Annotated in this window: 13 protein-coding genes and 2 pseudogenes; 11 read left to right on the forward strand and 4 right to left on the reverse strand. The window is 67.4% G+C overall.

What is annotated here, in order from left to right; translation table 11 throughout:
- Positions 1-34: 34 nt before the first annotated feature.
- A complete protein-coding gene (locus tag OG306_RS03905; protein WP_266744645.1) occupies positions 35-565 on the reverse strand; it encodes a hypothetical protein in 531 nt (176 codons plus the stop codon).
- Between the two features lie 317 nt (positions 566-882).
- Here OG306_RS03905 and OG306_RS03910 point away from each other — a divergent pair, with 317 nt between their 5' ends.
- The 6 genes from OG306_RS03910 (at position 883) to OG306_RS03935 (ending at position 7982) form a co-directional block, all read left to right on the forward strand.
- Positions 883-1284 carry a DUF4440 domain-containing protein gene (locus OG306_RS03910; protein WP_323184037.1) on the forward strand — a complete coding sequence of 134 codons (402 nt, stop codon included), beginning with the start codon at positions 883-885 and terminating at the stop codon, positions 1282-1284.
- Between the two features lie 448 nt (positions 1285-1732).
- Entirely contained in the window at positions 1733-2296 is a 564-nt protein-coding gene (locus tag OG306_RS03915) for an SMI1/KNR4 family protein (protein ID WP_266907358.1), read from the forward strand.
- A 525-nt stretch (positions 2297-2821) separates the two neighbouring features.
- Positions 2822-5101: a xanthine dehydrogenase family protein molybdopterin-binding subunit gene (locus tag OG306_RS03920; RefSeq protein WP_371666213.1), complete on the forward strand. Its 2280-nt coding sequence runs from the start codon at positions 2822-2824 to the stop codon at positions 5099-5101.
- Positions 5098-6030, forward strand: coding sequence for an FAD binding domain-containing protein (locus tag OG306_RS03925; RefSeq protein ID WP_266744649.1), 933 nt, complete (start codon positions 5098-5100; stop codon positions 6028-6030). The genes OG306_RS03920 and OG306_RS03925 overlap by 4 nt, the downstream gene beginning before the upstream one ends.
- Positions 6027-6509: a (2Fe-2S)-binding protein gene (locus OG306_RS03930; protein WP_266907356.1), complete on the forward strand. Its 483-nt coding sequence runs from the start codon at positions 6027-6029 to the stop codon at positions 6507-6509. The genes OG306_RS03925 and OG306_RS03930 overlap by 4 nt, the downstream gene beginning before the upstream one ends.
- A 306-nt stretch (positions 6510-6815) precedes the next feature.
- Entirely contained in the window at positions 6816-7982 is a 1167-nt protein-coding gene (locus OG306_RS03935) for an FAD-dependent monooxygenase (protein WP_266907354.1), read from the forward strand.
- Between the two features lie 85 nt (positions 7983-8067).
- Here the strand turns inward: OG306_RS03935 and OG306_RS03940 are convergent.
- The 3 genes and pseudogenes from OG306_RS03940 to OG306_RS03950 form a co-directional block, all read right to left on the reverse strand.
- Positions 8068-8487, reverse strand: a pseudogene (locus tag OG306_RS03940) (transposase); the annotation flags it as partial.
- Between the two features lie 122 nt (positions 8488-8609).
- On the reverse strand, positions 8610-11999 hold the full coding sequence (locus OG306_RS03945) for a S8 family serine peptidase (protein ID WP_371665129.1): 3390 nt from the start codon (positions 11997-11999) through the stop codon (positions 8610-8612).
- A gap of 280 nt (positions 12000-12279) precedes the next feature.
- Positions 12280-13308 (reverse strand): helix-turn-helix domain-containing protein, encoded by a 1029-nt coding sequence (locus OG306_RS03950; protein ID WP_266907350.1) that lies wholly within the window; start codon positions 13306-13308, stop codon positions 12280-12282.
- Positions 13309-13570: 262 nt separating this feature from the next.
- Between OG306_RS03950 and OG306_RS03955 the strand changes: the two are divergent.
- The 5 genes and pseudogenes from OG306_RS03955 to OG306_RS03975 all read left to right on the forward strand — a co-directional run.
- Positions 13571-14053 (forward strand): annotated as a pseudogene (locus tag OG306_RS03955) (SDR family oxidoreductase); the annotation flags it as partial.
- Positions 14054-14331: 278 nt separating this feature from the next.
- Positions 14332-15960 (forward strand): transposase, encoded by a 1629-nt coding sequence (locus tag OG306_RS03960; protein WP_266744654.1) that lies wholly within the window; start codon positions 14332-14334, stop codon positions 15958-15960.
- 34 nt (positions 15961-15994) lie between these two features.
- Positions 15995-17116 (forward strand): IS630 family transposase, encoded by a 1122-nt coding sequence (locus tag OG306_RS03965; protein WP_266752985.1) that lies wholly within the window; start codon positions 15995-15997, stop codon positions 17114-17116.
- 179 nt (positions 17117-17295) lie between these two features.
- Positions 17296-17658, forward strand: coding sequence for an AMP-binding enzyme (locus tag OG306_RS03970; protein ID WP_371665130.1), 363 nt, complete (start codon positions 17296-17298; stop codon positions 17656-17658).
- A 45-nt stretch (positions 17659-17703) separates the two neighbouring features.
- A complete protein-coding gene (locus OG306_RS03975) occupies positions 17704-18159 on the forward strand; it encodes a MaoC family dehydratase (protein ID WP_266744655.1) in 456 nt (151 codons plus the stop codon).
- The last annotated feature ends 96 nt before the right edge of the window (positions 18160-18255 follow it).

Here is an 18255-nt window from a genome sequence, read left to right on the forward strand (position 1 = left end):
ATCCGCAATGGGACAAGCACACGACAGCCCGCTCTCACTGCAGCTGGTCGAGCATCTCCGACAGTGCGTCCTTGATCCGCAGGGCCTTCTTGATCTCATCAGCGGACACGTACGGGTACTCCCCGTACTCGATGAAGCTCGGACAGTGGTGTTCGCGCACAAACCCGACGAACGCCTCAGGGTTGGTCCGCCAGTCCTCGGGAAACCCTTCGAGGTTCTCGAAGGCCGTGTTCACCCCCGCCTTGCCGAAAAGTGCGATGGCGTCCTCGGTGTACTTGTCGAAGTCGGTATCGAAGATCCCCTGATACATGAAGCGCGTATCGTCATCGAAAAGCACCCAGCGCAGATAGTGCAACTTCAGCGGCGCGAGGAGATAGGGGTCTTCCTCCAAAGCCTCGGCCAGAGTGTTGCCGTAGGCACGCATCGCGTCGGCCCTGCCCGGCTTGACCTTCGCAACGATGGTGAACCCGTAACACGCCGGAGTCTTCGGAAACACGGGACCGTATTTCCCCTGCTCGAGTTGGTCGATCTCAGGGATGACGGCCGCCTGTGGCTTGATCTCCATGTCCGCTCCTCCCGCCACGTGTCAGCCGGGAACAATCTCCCTAATTATCCCTCGCAGCAGGCCCATCCGCCTCGTGAGCAGCACTGTCGTGATCCCGGTCGCGCGCGGGCGGCACCGTCGACAGCCTGGCCGGGTCCGGGCAGGCTGTCGTTCGTCGCGGCATCGCTCACCGAGCGCATAGGGCTGCCCTGCCCCTGGGGCAGGACCAAGTACGTCGAGCTTGCCGACAGGCCGGCAATGGGCGACGATCAGGCGCGAGGCACTTCACCTGCGGAAGGGGATCCGTGTCCGACGTCAAGGCCGAGCTCGACCAGCTGATGCACTCTTTCCTCGGTGCGTTCACCAACACCGGCGGTAGCCGGCCGAACGTGGACGCTGTCCGTGAGGTGTTCATTCCACAAGGAATGATTATCAATAACGTCGGGGACGAGCCGGTGATCTACAACCTCGACGCGTTCGTCGAGCCCCGGGAGAAGATCCTCACCGATGGGACGCTGACGGAGTTCTCCGAATGGGAAGTTGCCGAGCGGACCGAGATTTTCGGGTCGATCGCACACCGATTCAGCGAGTACCGCAAGTCCGGTTTCCTCGATGGCGAGTGGTTCGAGGGATCCGGCCGCAAGACCACGCAGTTCGTCCGGACACCTGTCGGCTGGAGGATGAGCTCAATGGCCTGGGATGACCACGTCACCCTCGTCTCCGCCGCCCACGCCTCCTGAACACTCCAGCGACTGGCCCGGACCCCATAGGAATCGGCGTCGGCCTGACCCTCTACCAGGCCGTCCGCGAGATGCAGTTACTCCTCGCCGTCTGGCAGGCGCCTGCCCCACTCACCGCGACTTACCCACGGCATTATCAACCTGACCAAGCCCTACTGGCCACAGTCACCTGCGAGGAATGGCTCATTGAGCACGGGGAGGGCGCCGCCTCGGGATTCGCGGCGGCGCAACAGGGCGCGGACCCTTGTCGGTGGCGGTGCATACAGTCACACACATGACGCAGGAACCACAGCCCCCGAACCTCGCGCTCGACCTCGATGCGCTCAACGCGGCCTTCGGCGAGCAGCCCGACAGGCAGGCGGCATGACGTTTCATCCGTGCCTTCGCCCGCGACTGGAGCCACCGGCCCCTCACCGAGACCGACGGCTGCACCCCCGCCGATCTCGACGTGGCCCAAGCCCGGCTCGGCCTGCCCCTGCCCGCGGCGCTGCGCGAGGCCTACCAATTGCTCGGGCGACGCACGGACCTGACGGACAACCAGGACACGCTGCTTGCCCCGCAGGATCTCTCCCTCGATGAGGACCGCGGCGTGCTGGTCTTCCGTGTCGAGAACCAGTCCTGCGCCTACTGGGGGATACGCGTCACGGACCTCGACCAGGACGACCCGCCTGTTGTGGCCCGTCCCGCCCTCACCCGGCCCGCCACCGATGACTGGACCGCGTGGCTGGGCCGGGTCAGCGTCGAGTTCATCGAGATCGTCCTCTCGGAGGCCCTGTGCGCCGATGAAGACCTGATGGAATGGGAGGTCCTCGGCGACACCGGCCTGCCCGAGGACGTCGTCGGCGCCTTCCAACACCTGCCGTTCCCGGAATACCCGATCAGCCGGCAGACGGGCTCACGCTGGTACGCGCACGACGAAATCATCCTCCGTGACGATCGCCAGACCCTGTTGATCCGCGCCCGCACCGCGGCGGCCCTTGACCGCTTCGACGGGGAGGATGAGGAGGACTGACTGGGCCACCTGGGCCGAGCCCCAGCGCCTGCGCTGGGGGCTCAGTACCGTCGGGGGCTTTCGCTGATGACTGATGCTCCGCTTCCGGTGCCCGCCGCCCCACGTGGATAGGCCGCCGGTGAGCCAAACGGCGTGAAGAACAATGACGCGAAACAACTCAGTCCACGTATTCAGTGAAGACCGGGATGAACCGCTGCCCGCACGCCCGGCAGCGGTTCAGATTCACGATGAAGTGCGAATCGTCCTCCACATAGCTGTCGATCTCGTATCTCCAGCTCGATGTCGGGCTGCGCCCCGAGCAGCGGATGACTCGCCCGGCCGACCACTCAGCAGCCGTATTTCATGGGCAGTGCTTATGATCCCGAACGTGTGCAGACGCTGTTCTCGGGGTGCCACCCTTTCGAGTCAATGACACGCTGTTCCGTGGACGTGACCAGCCGGGAATGGGCGGAACCCGACTGTCGCTCAAAACACAAGCGCGGAGGTGCGGTCGTGGCATGGACGCGACGCGAGGATGAACGGCTGGTGACAGGGAAGGGCCGCTACGTCGCCGATATCGAAGTGCCGGGTTGTCTCGACGCTGTGTTCGTGAGAAGCAGAATTGGGCACGGTACTTTGCGGTCCGTGGATTGCGGTCCGGCCCGTGCGGTACCTGGCGTGGTGGGAGCCTGGGCCGCCACGGATCTCGCGGAAATGCCGCCGTGCGTGCACTCGGCCGCCGCCCTGCAGGACCTGCCTCCCGTGCCGCACACGGTGCTTGCCAAACTCTCCTCCGACGAGGCGGTGGCGGGTCGTGAGTGGCCGGCGCTGGTGAAGGAGCGGGTGCGATACGCGGGCGAGGCCCTTGCAGTAGTTCTGGGAGAAGACCGCTACCGGGCCGAGGACGGAGCAGCCGAGGTCACCTTCGAGATTGATCCGCTGCCCGCGATGGTGACCCCGTCCGCCGCGGCAGACGACTCGCTTCTTCTCTTCGACGGATTGAGTAACGTCGCCCTGCAGGGCGAGGCCGGAAAGCCCATCGAGGACGCGGTGTGGCGTGAGGCGGCAGCAGTGGTGGAGGGCCGGTACCGCCAGAGTCTCCTCATGCCCTCCCCCATGGAATGCCGGACGATTCTTGCTGTCCCCGAAGGTGACGACACGTTGACGGTGTGGTCCGGGCATCAGATGCCGCACCGGCTGCGCCGCGAACTGGCGGCGCTGTTGGGCTGGTCGCTCGACCGGGTGCGCGTGGTGGTCCCGGACACCGGGGGTGCGTTCGGCTCCAAGAGCGCGTCCTTCCCGGAGTTCGTCGTGGTTGCCTTCCTGGCTTCGAAGCTCAAGCGACCCGTCCGGTGGATCGAGGACCGCAAGGAATCCATGACGGCCGCGGCCCGGGGCCGAGGCCAGGACCAGCACGCCCGGCTGGCCTCGGACGCCGATGGACGACTGCTGGCCTACCAGTTGAACATCGACGCCGACGTCGGTGCGTATCCCCACCTCGGGGTCGGACTGCCGATGCAGACAGCCTGGATGGCAACTGGCCCGTACGCCACACCCGAGGTACATGCAACCGTGCGCTCGGTATTGACCAACACCATGGTGACCTACCCCTACCGTGGCGCCGGCCGTCCGGAGGCGGTGATCGCTCTGGAGCGGTCCATGGACACGCTGGCTCGAAAGCTGGGCATGGATCCGGCGGAACTACGACGCCGCAATTTCATTGCCCCCGAGAGCTTCCCGTACGACACGCCCAGCGGTCGGACATACGACAGCGGGAACTACGCCGCGGCGCTCGACCTGGCCCTGAAGACTGTCGACTACGACAGGTGGCGAGCCGAGCAGGCCAGGCGCAGGACCGACGCGACTGCCAAGCCACTGGGCATCGGCCTGTCGTGCTACGTGGAACGCTCCGGTGGCGAACCGGGCGGACTGCACGAGTTCGGCAGCATTGAGGCCAACCCGGACGGCACCATCACCGCCCGGTGCGGCGCTGCATCCAGCGGCCAGGGCCACGAAACGGTCTTCCCCGCCCTGGTGGCCAAGACCCTGGGCGTGGACGAAGAACGCGTCAGGCTGATCGAAGGAGACACCGGCGAGCAGCCCGAGGGCTTGGGATCGTTCGCCAGTCGAACGGCGCAGGTGGCCGGCGCACTGCTTCAGCATGTCTCCCATCTGCTCATCGGCGAGGCCCGGAAGAGGGCCGCGGGACTGTGGAAGGTACCGCTCGAGCAGGTGGAGTGGTCCGACGGTACCGTGCACGACACCCAGAACGGCTCCGCGGTCATGGACCTGTCCGAACTGGTCAAGGCCACCGGGACACTCAAGGTGAACGATCGGTTCGAGACGAAGACGGCGTTCCCGTTCGGCGCCCACGTGGCGGTGGCTGAGGTCGATCCGGAGCTGGGCACCGTGCAGCTGCTGCAGGTGGTGACAGTCGACGATTGCGGAGTGCAACTCAACCCCACGCTGGTGCGGGGGCAGGCCTTCGGGTCCTGCCTGCAGGGCATCGGCCAGGCCCTCTACGAGGCGATTCCCTACGACGACGACGGCGCTCCCATGCTGGGCAACGGTCTGTTGGACTACCTGCTGCCGACGTTCACCGAGGTGCCGCCCATCGAGGTCAGGGATACCTGCACCCCGAGCCCCGGCTCGCCGCTGGGCGCCAAGGGCGCCGGGGAGTCGGGCTGCATCGGAACTCCGGCCGCCGTCGTCAACGCCGTGATCGACGCGCTCCAGGTTGCTGAACCGGACCTGCTGCAAATGCCACTCACTCCTGACGTGGTGTGGCGGGCTGCGCGAGCCCCGAAACTGGAGGGGGCCCGATGAAGCCTGCAGCCTTCGACTATGCCGTGCCGCGCACGGTGCCCGAGGCCGTCGACGCACTCGGCAACAGCAGCGGAAAAGCACAGGTGCTCGCCGGCGGCCAGAGCCTGCTCCTGGAGATGCATCTGGAACGCATCACTCCCGACCTGGTCGTCGACATCAACCGGATCGCGGTGCTCGACGAGATGCGGGTGCACGACAAAAGAGTGCAGGTCGGTGCCCTGGTCCGGCACCGCGAATTCGAGTCCCCCGAAGCCGTGGCAGGCCCCCTCGGCACGTTGTTCTCGCTCGCGGTCGTCAACATCGCCCATCCCCCCATCCGCACGCGCGGAACCATGGTGGGCAGCTTCGCCTGGGCGCACCCCGCCTCGGAATGGTGCGCCATCGCCATGGCTATGGACGCCGACATCCAGATGGCGGGTCCGGGCGGTGCACGCGAAGTCGCCGCCCGCGACTACTTCCAGGGGCCGTACAAAACGGCCCGGCAACCGGGGGAACTGATCACCTCCGTGAGTTTCCCGCTGCTCAGCGAGGAAACCGGAGTCGGCTTCATCGAGCACCGGCGCACTCACTTCTGCTTCGCGCAGGTGGCCGTGTCGGCGACCCTTACCGTACGCGACGGCGTGATCGAAAAAGCCAGGATCGGACTGGCCAACTGCGCCGACCGGCCCCTGCGGGCACACGCCGCGGAACAAGCGTTGCATGGCGCCGAAATCGGCCCGCCCATGGACGGATACCGGGTGCCCACAGAGCACCCCTTCGCGCGCGCGGGCAAGATCGCGGCGGAGCAGGACGCCGCACCAGTGGCGGAGCCGTACGCCGACCTCGAGTACCGGAGGCATGCCATCTCGGTCGTGGTTGCCAGAACACTGTGCCAAGCAGCGAACGACCAGCGGTCGCGCGTCCGTCAACTCGAAGGAGACAGCCGATGAAGATCACCCTCCATGTCAACGGCGAGGATTTTCCCCTGGATGTGGAGCCGCGACGCATCCTCGCCGACGTGCTCCGAGAGGACTGTCGACTGACCGGCACGCATCTGGGCTGCGAGCACGGTGTCTGCGGGGCCTGCACCGTGCTGGTGGACGGCGAGGCGGTCCGCGCCTGTCTGATGTTCGCCGTGCAGTGCGACGGCAGATCTGTGCGTACCGTCGAAGGACTTGCAGGGCCGGACGGTGAGCCCAGTGCGCTGCAGCGGGCATTCTCCGCCGAGCACGCGCTGCAGTGCGGTTTCTGCACACCTGGGTTCCTCATGGCGGCTGCTGGGGCGCTGGAGGCGAACCCCGGCATCGGCAGCGATCCGGAAGCCGTAGACGACATTGTCAGGTCCAACGTGTGCCGGTGCACCGGCTACGAACCCATCCGACGCGCGATCATGCGCGCCGCGCAGGAACAGCAGCAGCCCGTGACCTGACAGGCGCGTACGCGCGTATACCTGCCTCGTGGGCGACGATTGAGGAGTTACTCGTGCATCCGATGCAGTCGCCCCGGCCCGAGTGGAAGAGTCACTACCTGGTCAACCTCATCAGCAACCCGGTGGAGATCACGACCACGGTGGCATCTCCCCGCCCGAGCGTCGCAGGATCGCATTCTGCGCGGGGGCGATTGCCCATTCGACATGGCGTAGCCCGACCCTGCGCGGTTCCTGCTCGACAGCGGCATCGAGCCGTCGAACGGCGATTTCCGAGCGATTGTGTGAGTGAAGCAGCGGAGGTACGCAATGGGCAAGAGCGACGCTTTCAAAGCGCTGATCATCGGTGGATCCGTCGGAGGTCTGGCGGCAGCGCATGAGCTGCGATCCATCGGTGCCGAGGTCGCTGTGTACGAGCGGTCCGTGGGCAGGACGCAGGCTCGCGGCGCCGGCATCGTGATGCAGCCGGAAGTAGAGGCGTTGCTGGCGAACCTGGGCCTGTCCGCGCGATCGGTGAGCGTCGAACTGCGCGAACGTCAGCAACTCCACATCCGCGGCAAGGCCGAACGCTACAGGGCCCCACAGCTGATGACGGCGTGGGACGCCCTCTACCGCGCGCTGCGGGAACCGCTCGACGATGTGTGCTACCGACTGGACAGTTCGCTCAGGCATGTACGAGTAGAAGGCCACGACGTAACGGCCGAGTTTCCCGACGGGCACGTGGCGCAGGGCAACTTTCTGGTCGGTGCCGATGGGATCGGGTCTGCTACGCGCAGACTTCTCGACGCCACATCCCGTCCCGCGTACGCGGGTTACGTGGCCTGGCGTGGTCTGGAACCCGAATCCGCTGTGCCGGAGGACCTGCTGGACCTTCTCTCCGGTCGATTCACGTTCTTCGAGTCGAGCGGTATGCAAATGTTGTGCTACTTGGTCCCGGGGGCCAACGGCGAGCTGGAAGAAGGATCACGGCGCGTCAACTGGGTATGGTATGTGAACCTCGCGGAGCACGACCTTCCGAGGCTCCTCGCAGGTCGCTCAGGCAGACAGTTCGAGCATTTTCTGCCGCCGGGTGAGCTGAGGCCGGAGGTCGTCGAAGAGGTCACCGAGCAGGCAGACGCCTCGCTTGCCCCGCAGTTCGCCGAACTCGTGCGTCTGTCGGACGTCTTCATGCAACCGGTATTCGATCTCCCTCCCGGCCGCATACTGGCCAACCACGCTGCCTTGGTCGGGGATGCTGCGGGCACGGTTCGGCCGCACACCGCCTCGGGGACGTCCAAGGCATTCGGCGATGCCGCCGGCCTCGCCGCCGCCATGGAAGGTTGGACGCCCCGGCACGGACTGCCGCTGCGGCGTCTGGAGGAGTGGGAGGCCCAACGGCTCTCACATTTGGTCAGGGTGTCGGAGATCGGGATCGAGTTGGCTACGAGGTCCTCCCTGGGGGTTCCCCAGGGCGACAAGTTCTTCGCCTCGGACTGACGGAGCTCTTGAGACGCTGGGGCCGGACGAGAGCAACATTTCGGTGGTGACTGACTGCAAAAAGGGCGCCGACAGCGGAGTCATCTCAGAGGAAGGCTTCGTGGATGTGGTCGCGTATCTCCCAACCGATCCGCAGGCGGCAAAACCAGTGCGGGTGGGCGAACACGCGCTCGACGATCCAGTGTTGGGTGCCGAGTCCGGAGCCGTGCTCGGTGCCCCGGCGGGCGATCAGCGGCTTCACGCCGAGATCCCGGACCAGACGGCGGTACTTGTCGTGGTCATAGCCGCGGTCGCCCAGCACCTCGTTCGGGCGGCGCCGCGGCCGGCCTCGCTTGCCCCGCAGCGGCGGCACTGCCTGAAGTAGTGGGATCAGATGGGTGACGTCGTTGCGGTTGCCGGCGGTCAGGGTGGCGGCGAGCGGGATGCCGGTAGCGTCAGTGATCAGGTGGTGCTTGCTGCCCGTCCTGCCCCGGTCAACGGGACTTCGTCCCGTCTTGGGGCCTCTTTATCGCCTCGTCACCTGGAGCACGGTCGCAGTAGGTACGCCCTGGTGATCACGGGTGAGGCAGCAGGTGGGTGGCCGAGCAGTCCCCCTGTTGCGGGAGACCGCCCGGCCGGACTGTGTGGCTACCGGACGTCGTAGGCGCGGGTGATGGTCTGGGTGACCGCGTTGCCGTTGGAGTCGGTGAGGGTGGCCTTCAGCATGACCTGCTTGCCGGCGGCGCCGGTGTGGTCGAGGACGGCCGTCCACTTGCCGTGCTGCTGCTCGGTCGGCGCCTGGGTCCAGGTGGCGCCGCCGTCGTAGGAGTAGGACAGCGAGACCGCTGTGAACGTGCCCGGCGTGTACCCGGCGTGGCCCTCGGCCGACAGGCCGACCTTGATTCCGCTCTGCGCGGGCAGCGTGTTCATGCCGTCCACCGGCAGGTCATACGCCGGGAAGAGGATCGGCAGGCCGCGGGAGTAGACGTCCGGCTCCAGGTGGGAGCGGAAGTTCCAGGTGGTTTTGACAGCGGTGGAGCGCAGCCAGTTCCGGTCCGAGGTGTCGATCTTCTCCAGGTTCTGGGTGAGCTCGTACGCGGAGTCCTCAGCCGGAACCTTGAACGCGGCGTACGGATAGGTGCTTCTGGCGATCTCCTCGCCGTTGCGCTTCAGCAACAGGTTTCCGAGGTCGCCGAACGATCCGCCGTAGGACCAGTGGTCGCCGGAGCCGTCGAGCCAGAGCGCGTTCTGGAATCCGATCAGGTCGCCCTGCCGCTCGGCGGTCAGCATCAGCTTGCCGTCGGCGTCGCGCGGCGCGGCCGGCCGCAGGGGACCGCCGTACCACTCCTCGGCACGCCGCTCTCCGGCCCGGTAGGTGCGCTCTTGGTCGTTCATGAACGCGGCAAACGGGAAGCTGGTCATCGCGCCGTGGTACCAGGCGTCGTCGCCGGTCGTGTAGTAGGCGGTGCGGGTACCGGGCACGTGGACGGAGCCGAACGGGCTCACGGGGACGTAGTTGCCGCTGCTACCGGTGGGGCGGATGAACATCGCGTCGATGTAGTCGGCCTCCTTGCCCATGGCGTTCCAGGTTTCGGTGACCTGGGCCAGCTTGGAGTCCTCGGGCTTGTAGACCTGGTCGGACTGCAGTGGACCCCGGGTCGGGAACGACAGGTTGTAGACGTAGGGCGAGCCGTCCTCGGAGCCGGTCGCGCGCCAGGTGGGCCGGAACTCGAAGGTGCCGTTCTCGGCACGTCCGTCGACGTCTGCGTAGAACTTCTGGATGGTGTTGCCGGCCATGAGCGATCCGGATATCTGCCAGGTGTCGTCCCACGTGCGGGCGTAGCTGAACGTGGTGTTGTTCACCGTCGAGGGCCGGTCGGTGTGCAGGCTCAGCTGGTGTGCCTTGCGAGCGTCGAGGACGACGGTGGTGTCATGGGTGATCCGCAGCTGCGGGCGCGCGAGGTAGCCGATGGATTCGGCTGCGTTGTTCGCGTCGTAGGTGGCCACGAAGCCGGCGAGGGCGTAGTCGCCCGGGCGCACGCTGTACGTCTGCTCGGTCGCGCCCTGGTTGCTGCGGCGCTCGCCCTTGTCGGTGTCGAGGCTGACCAGGTCCAGGGAGGAGGGGCCGGTCGCGGGCTTGCCGTTGCGGTCGATGACCTTGACCCGGAGGGTGACCGTTTCCGGCTGGACGTAGAGCGTGACCGGCACGGAGACGTGCGCATTGCTGCCGGTGGCCATGATGCGGCCGGTGACGGCACCGTACTGGGCGGCCTTGAGATGGGCGGTGGGGTCGATCCGCACCGGCACCTTGACGGTGGCCCCCGCGGGAACGGTCACCTTGCCCTGCTCCAGCTTGATGACGCCGGAGTTGACGTCGCTGCCGTCGTTGCCATGCACTTCGCTCACCTTGAGACTCAGGGCGAGGTCAGCGGCGCTGGTGTTGGTGAAGGGCACCTGCACGGTGGTGCGGTCCGAGGTGTCCTGCGGCCAGTTGTAACTGCCGCCCTGGACGGCGGGCGCGGAGAGCACCTTCTGGTGCACCGCCGCGGACACGTCGAGGACGCCGGCCCCGGTCTGGTCGGCGCCGGCGACCTTGCCGCCGGTGCGGGCGGAGGAGACCAGGGCGGCCTTGATCTGCTGCGCGGTCCAGTCCGGGTGGGCCTGGCGGACGATGGCCGCTGCGCCCGCGACGTGCGGGGTCGCCATGGAGGTGCCCGACATCGTCTGGTAGGCGTAGACGCCGCGTCCGCCCGCGTTGGCCGCCGAGATGTCGACGCCGGGGGCGGCGATCTCGGGCTTCAGGGTGTGGGTGACGGCCACCGGACCGCGGCTGGAGAACCACGCGGTGGTGTCGTCGCGGTCGACAGCGCCGACGGTCAGCACGCCGGGCGCGCAGCCGGGCGAGGAGACGGTCTCGATGCCCGAGCCGGCGTTGCCGGCAGCGACGACGAACAGCGTGTGCGTGTTCTGCGAGAGCTGCTTCGCGGCCTCGGCCAGCGGGTCGGTGCAGTCGCCGATCGCGGGGTTGCCCAGGCTCATGGAGACGACATCGGCCTGCTGGCCGACGGCCCACTGCATACCCGCGATGATCCAGGAGCTTTGACCGTAGCCGCTGTCGTTGAGGACCTTGCCGATGAGCAGGGAGGTCCCGGGGGCCACGCCCTTCTTGCGGCCGTCGCTGACCGCTCCGGAACCGCCGACCGTGGAGGCGGTGTGGGTGCCGTGACCTACCCGGTCGTCGGTGCTGCGGGAGTCCGTGAAGTTCTTGGCCGCGGCGACCCGGCTCACCAGGTCCGGGTGCTCGGCGTCCACGCCCGTGTCCAGCACGGCGACCTTGGTGCCCTGGCCGTCGTAGCCCTCGGCCCAGGCCTCCGGCGCGTGCACCTGCTTGGTGGACCGGTCCAGCGTGGCCTTGACCTTGCTGTCCAGCCACAGCTTCTTCAACGTGGAGGCAGAACGTGAGCGGGTGTTGGTGACGTCCTGCCAGAAGGTAGCGGCAGTGTCCTTGCCGGCCTTGAGCGCGACGCCGTCCACAGCCGGGAGACTCAGGCCCCGCTCGGCCCCACGAGGGGCCGCCGGCGCGCTGTCGGCAACGTTCACATGGTTCTGGTAAGTGGCGATGAGCGGCAGCGTGTCGGTGTGTGTGTCGTCGTATCCCTGGCGGATGAGCCCAGTGACGTTGAACAGCTGCTCGTCGACCTTGCCCTCGGCGATCGCCCGGGAGGCGTCCTCCGGGTAGACGTAGAGGTCCTTGCCCATCTGAAAGGTCTGCACAATCGGCTGTGTGCCGTCCTCGCGGGGCAGCACGGCCGCCGAGCTGCGGCCCGACGTGTCCGTGGTCACCAGCACCTTGTCGCCGGTGATGAGCGTGACCGCGACCTGCTTGCCGCCCGTTGCTGCGGCACCGCTGCCGATGATGGGCCTCTTTCCCGAGGCACCGTCAGGCGGCGTATCCGCCGCCCCGGAAGGCGCGACCGCAGTGACGGCCAGGACGGCGGCGGTCGCCGCGCCCAAGGTTATACGCGCTATGGGATGCATGAGTCTCCCTACTTGAACCGTGAACATGCCATGCTGCGGCTGCATCCTGGCAGACATACGGATCACGTAGGGTTGCTGCGCGTGACGGGTTTCCCACGTGGCGGAATTCCGTCACGCGGTCACATCAATGGGTTCGTCAGCTCGGTGGCTCTTCGGGTCGATAGGGACTCGGTCGGTACCCGCCGGCGGTGAAGCTGGACCCCGCCGGGAGTTGGCGGCCCTCCTCGCAGGGGGACCACCAACAGATGGAAGGTCCTCGGCTCTCAGGCCGAAGAGGAGGTCAAAGCCAGCCCGCACGTGCAGCGTGCCATCCGAGTTGCAGGCGCGACTCCACTCCGGCAAGGTCCATCAGGCGGCGTATCCGGCGCTCCACGGTGCGTATGGAAAGTCCGAGTTGCGATGCCGTCCGCCGGTCGGAGATCCCTGCCAGCAGCAGGGCGAGGACCTCCAGTTCCTCCTCGGTCGGCTGCTCATCGGCTGCCGACTTCTCGTGCACGCCCGTGGTGCTGGTATACATCGGCCGGGCCTGGGCCCATTCCTTCTCGAAGAGATGGACCAGGGCCGTCAGCAGGCCGCTGTGGTGCACCACGATTGCGCTCGGCTCACCGCCGGAGTCCGCCATGTCCAGTGGCACCATGGCGCGCTCCCGGTCCGACACAACCATCTTCAGCGGCAGCGAATCGACCAGGCGAAGCTCGATGCCTGCCGTGACGGCCGCCCGCACGTCCCGCACGACGTCGTGACTGTCGAGGTAGTTCTTGGCAGCCACGACCCGGAAGTCGACCCCGCGGTCCAGCGCGGAACTCTCCGACGTGTCGGTATCCTCGCGCGGCACCGCGATGGGCTCGCCGACGAGGAAGACGAGCAACTCCCGCTGGGCGCCGCGCTGCAGTTGGTGGAACCGGTGTGCGACCTGCTCCACGCCGACGACCACCTCCACGACACCGCCCGCGGTGTGTGCGGCGGTAGTGCGGTACTGCTCGGTCAGCATCGAGAACGCGGTCTCGGCCTGGTGCAGTGCGTTGCGCTGCTCGACGAGGAGCGGGGCCAGGGCCACCGAGGGCGGTGTGAGCCGGTAGTGGGCAGGCTGGAGGCCGGCCTCGCGATCGGCCGAGTCGGGTGCCTCACTCCCGGCCTCGGTGGCGACGGCCACCAGGCCGCGCGCCGCCAGGTCAAGGAGGATCCGCACGCTCTCGGCCTTCTCGAGTCCGGTCTGCCGGGCGAGGTCCTGCGCGGAGGCTGTCGGGCGGGCCAGAAGTGCTGTGTAGATGGCCTCTTCGGCCGGACCCAATCCCAGCGCCTGCAGCATCCGGCTCCTCCTCGGACAGCCACCGTGTCCGGCCCTGGCGCAGCTCGCGTGCACCGAGTGGATTCTTCTCAGCCGAACCCTATCCCTCTGTCAGGTTGCCGCCATTGGCTGTTTACCTGGTCGGCACCCGGCCAGGATTCCGGTCTCCCGGGCCGGTCTGCTCGAAAGTCGACGTGCGCGAGGTCTTGATGCCGCTCCTCGCCCGCGAACCCCACTGGCACCGACCGCCCCGGACCCCTACTGATCACCGACAAGGCGGGCCGGCTCCCCCGCGGGTCAGCGCGGCAACTTCGGGCAGACCAACTATGCGGCTGCCAAAGCCGGAATCGCTGCCATGGTGCGCACCTGGGCGCTGGAGCTGGCGCGCGCCGGTATCACCGCCAACGCGGTCATACCGGTCGCCGCCACCGCGATGACGAAGACCATTCCGGCCTTCGCCCCGCACATCGAGGCGCTGGAGGTGGAGGGCACCGCGTTCCCCGACACCCTGCGCAAGGGCGAGGGATTCGGCACCCCCGAGGACGTGGCCGGCCTCATCGCCTTTCTCGCTTCGGACGCCTCGGCAGGCATCACCGGTCAGTGCATCGGCGTCGGCGGCGACAAGCTCGCTCTCTGGTCGCACCCGCAGGAGGTCACCGGGGCCTACACGGACGGTGGCTGGAGCGCGGACGCTGTCGCGGCGGCTTGGCCGAGCGTTTTCGCCCGGTCCGAGCAGACCTACGGCATCCCGGCGCCGCGGCTGTGACCGGCACCGCGGCCGCGAACGGCACCAGTGGGCCGGACCCGGCCGAACTCACCGCTATCGACATGCACGTCCACGCCGAGGTGTCCACGCGGGGCACGACCTCACTCTCTACCGAACTCGACAGCGCCGCCGGCGCGTACTTCAAGGCGGAGCACCGCGTCCTGTCGGCGGGTTCACCGAGTGGGAACGGAAGTTCTGGGGTCGAATGGGTGACCTTGGCGTCTGCTGCTCGTTGGGCTGGGTAGTGGTTGTCCGGTCTCGTGGGAGGGGGTGTTGTGGTGGGTGGTGTGCGGGAGTTGGCGGCATCCTTCGTGGTGCCCGGGCCGTGCGGGGTGGCGGTCCGGGACCGTCTCAAGCACCTCACGCCCCAGGACGAGATAGTCCTACGCGCGGTCGGTGAGCATCAGGGCCGTCTGGCTTCCCGTGATCTCAGGACCCGCTGTGCGGATGGTCTGGAGCACAGCGCGGACACCTGGGCGTCGCGTAAGCGGGACCTGACCGCGCAGTCGTCGTCGCGGATCGCGGGTGCGATCACCAAGGCCACGCACGATCAGTGGGCACTGGCCCGCCGTTGCCAGGCAGCGCACATCCAGACGCTGGAAGCCGGGATCAGGACGCTGCGGCACCGCCTGTCCCTCCCCATCGGCGCGAGGGGCACCAAGCGGGCAGCCGGCGGCTACCGCTCCCGGAGTGAGTGGTTTGGCAAGTCCCGACGCCTCGCCGCACTGGAGGCACGGCATGCGGCCGTTGTCGCCGACCGGCAGGCCGGACGTGTCCGCGTGGTACGGGGCGGCAGACGTCTCCTCAACACCCGCCACCACCTCGCCCAGGCCCAGCTGACCGAAGGCCAGTGGCGGGAACGCTGGGATGCGGAACGCTGGTTCATCGCCGCCGACGGCGAGTCGGGCAAGCGGCTCGGGAACGAGACCATCCGCGTCACCCCGGACGGTGAAGTGTCCATCAAGCTGCCCGCCCCGCTCGCGCACCTGGCCAACGCCAAGCACGGCCGGTACACCCTCAACTCGACCGCGGGGTTTGCGCACCGGGGCCAGGAGTGGGCCGATCGCATTGTCGCGAACCGGGCCGTGGCCTACCGCATCCACCTCGACGTGGACCGTGGCCGCTGGTACCTGACCGCGTCCTGGCAACGCCCCATCGTCCAGACCATCCCGCTGGAAACCGCCCGCGCCCGGGGCGTGATCGGCGTCGACACCAACGCCGACCACTTCGCCGCCTACCACCTCGACCCACACGGCAACCCCATCGGCGAGCCCCGGCGGTTCTTCTACGACCTGTCCGGCACCACCACGCACCGCGACGCCCAGATCGGCCACGCCCTGACCCGCCTGATCAACTGGGCCAAGCACGTCGGGGTCGCCGCAATCGGCATCGAAGACCTCGACTTCACCGCCGAGAAAACGCGGGAGAAACATGGCCGCAAGAAGCGGTTCCGGCAGCTGATCTCCGGCATCCCGACCGGCAGAGTCAAGGCCCGGCTCGTTTCCATGGCCGCCGAACAGGGCCTGAGTATTGTCGCGGTCGACCCCGCCTACACCTCGATGTGGGGTGCCCAGCACTGGCAGAAGCCACTGGCCACCCCCAAGCGAAAGATGTCCCGTCATGATGCTGCCGGCATCGCGATCGGACGACGCGCCCTCGGATACCCGGTCCGGCGTCGGACGGCACCGCCCCCACACGACCGGAGAGATCGTGCGGGGCATCGGACCGCCCAGGCCCCACCAGGCACCCGAGGACGTGACGGAACCCGCCCACCCGCAACGGACCACGCCCCCAGAGGCGTGCCGCCGAACGGGACGAGAAAGCGGGGACCGAGTGCATCCAACACCGTTCGGGATGCGCCCAGTACACATCGGTGGGTCCAGGACTCACTCATGCACACTGGCTAGTGTCCTGCGCCGGAGATCCATCGTTAGTTCCTGTATGAGTGTTTCTGCGGGTGTGCCCGCACCGCGTCGTGGTCCGAAGCTGGAACCGTTGTTGTTGTCCGTTGACGAGCGTGCGGTGTTGGAGCGTTGGGCCCGGCGGGCGACGTCTGCGCAGGCGGTGGCGTTACGGGCGCGGATCGTGCTGGCGTGTGCAGGTCCTGACGTTCCGCCGATTGTTGTGGTGGCGCGGGATCTTCGGGTAGCGGCGGATACGGTCCGCAAGTGGCGCCGGCGGTTCCTGGCCGCCCGGCTGGACGGGTTGGTGGACGAGCCCCGGCCGGGCCGGCCGCCCACCATCAGCGTCGACCAGGTGGAGGCCGTCGTGGTCAGCACGTTGGAGGAGATGCCGAAGAACGCCACTCACTGGTCGCGCAAGTCGATGGCCGACCGCAGTGGGCTGTCGAAGTCGACCGTGGGCCGAATCTGGCGGAAGTTCCATCTCAAGCCTCATCTGACGGACACCTTCAAACTGTCGACGGACCCCTTGTTCGTGGAGAAGGTCTACGACGTGGTCGGGCTGTACTTCAATCCGCCCGAAGGGGCGGTAGTGCTGTCGGTGGACGAGAAGTCGCAGATCCAGGCGCTGGACCGGTCTCAGCCGGTGCTGCCGATGATGCCGGGCATGCCCGAGCGTCGCACCCACGACTACGTCCGTAACGGTCTGACTACCCTCTTCGCGGCCTTCGACGTCGCGACCGGCGAAGTCATCACCTCGCTGCACCGTCGGCACCGGGCAGCGGAGTTCAAGAAGTTTCTCATCAAGATCGAAAAGGAGGTTCCCGGGCATCTCCAGGTCCACCTGATCTGCGATAACTACGGCACCCACAAGACGCCCGCCATCAAGGCGTGGCTGGCCAAACACCCCCGGTTCCAACTGCACTTCACCCCTACCGGTTCGTCCTGGATCAATCAGGTGGAGAGGTGGTTCGGCTTCCTCGCCGACCAGAAGATCCGCCGCGGCTCCCACAAAAGCGTGCGTTCCCTGGAAGCCGACATCCGTGCGTGGGTCAAGGAGTGGAACGAAAACCCAACACCGTTCATCTGGACCAAGACGGCCGAGGAGATCCTCGACTCCCTCGCCCGCTTCTGCCGACGGATCTCCGGCGCAGGACACTAGGAACGGTTCCGCACTTCTTTACAGATGTCCGCGTCCGGAACGCGGCGGGCGAGGACACGGCACCGGACGAGAAGGGCGAGGTCGTCGTATCGGGCCCGAACGTCACGCCCGGCTACTGGAATCTTCCGGAGGAGAGCCGCGCGGCCTTCACCGAGGACGGCTGGTTCCGGTCCGGCGACGTGGCGCTCGTCGACGAATGCGGCTATGTGCATCTGGTCGACCGCCTCAAGGACGTGATCATCTCGGGTGGGGAGAACATCTACCCCGCCGAGGCCGAGGAGGCGCTCCTCGAACATCCGGACGTCATCGAATGCGCGGTCTTCGGCGTGCCCGACCCCAAATGGGGCGAGGTCGGCCGGGCCGTGGTCGTCCTGTCTCCCGGCTCCACCGCGGCCGAGACCGAACTCCTCGCCCATCTGAACGGCCGACTGGCCCGCTACAAGATTCCCCGGACCTTTCGCCTCCTGCCCGGCACGCCGCTGCCACGCAACGCCACCGGAAAGCTGCTCAAGGGCGTCATCCGGTCCGAATTCGGCGACTGACCGCCCCTCATCGACAGAATTCCTCTCAGCACCCTGGAGTACCCCATGCCCCTCACCGTCAACGGAATCGACGAGATCAAGGCCCAGGCCGGAGCCGATCTCGGCCACAGCGGCTGGCTGGAGATCCTCCAGCCGCGCGTGAACACCTTCGCCGACGCCACCGGCGACCACCAGTGGATCCACACCGATGTCGAGCGCGCCAAGGACGGCCCTTTCGGCGGGACCATCGCCCACGGCTACCTCACGCTCTCCCTCCTGATCCCCCTGTGGAGCGAGCTGCTGCAGGTCGAGGGCGTCTCGATGGCCGTCAACTACGGTCTGAACAAGGTCCGTTTCCCCTCGCCCGTGCGGGTCGGCGCGAAGGTCCGCGCCCACGGCCGGATCGTGTCCGTGGAAGAGGTCAAGGGCGGGGTCGAGGTCGTCGTCGACCTGACCGTGGAGATCGATGGCTCGGAGAAGCCCGCCTGCGTCGCCCAGGCGGTATACAGGTTCTACGCCTGAGTCGTACGACGAGCCCGAGGGGTGCCCACCAAAGCCGCCCCTCGGGCTCGCCCCCCTCATCGTCGCTCCCCTGCAGGCATGCCGCCGCGTACAGCA

The organism is Streptomyces sp. NBC_01241 (assembly GCF_041435435.1).
Classification (GTDB): domain Bacteria; phylum Actinomycetota; class Actinomycetes; order Streptomycetales; family Streptomycetaceae; genus Streptomyces.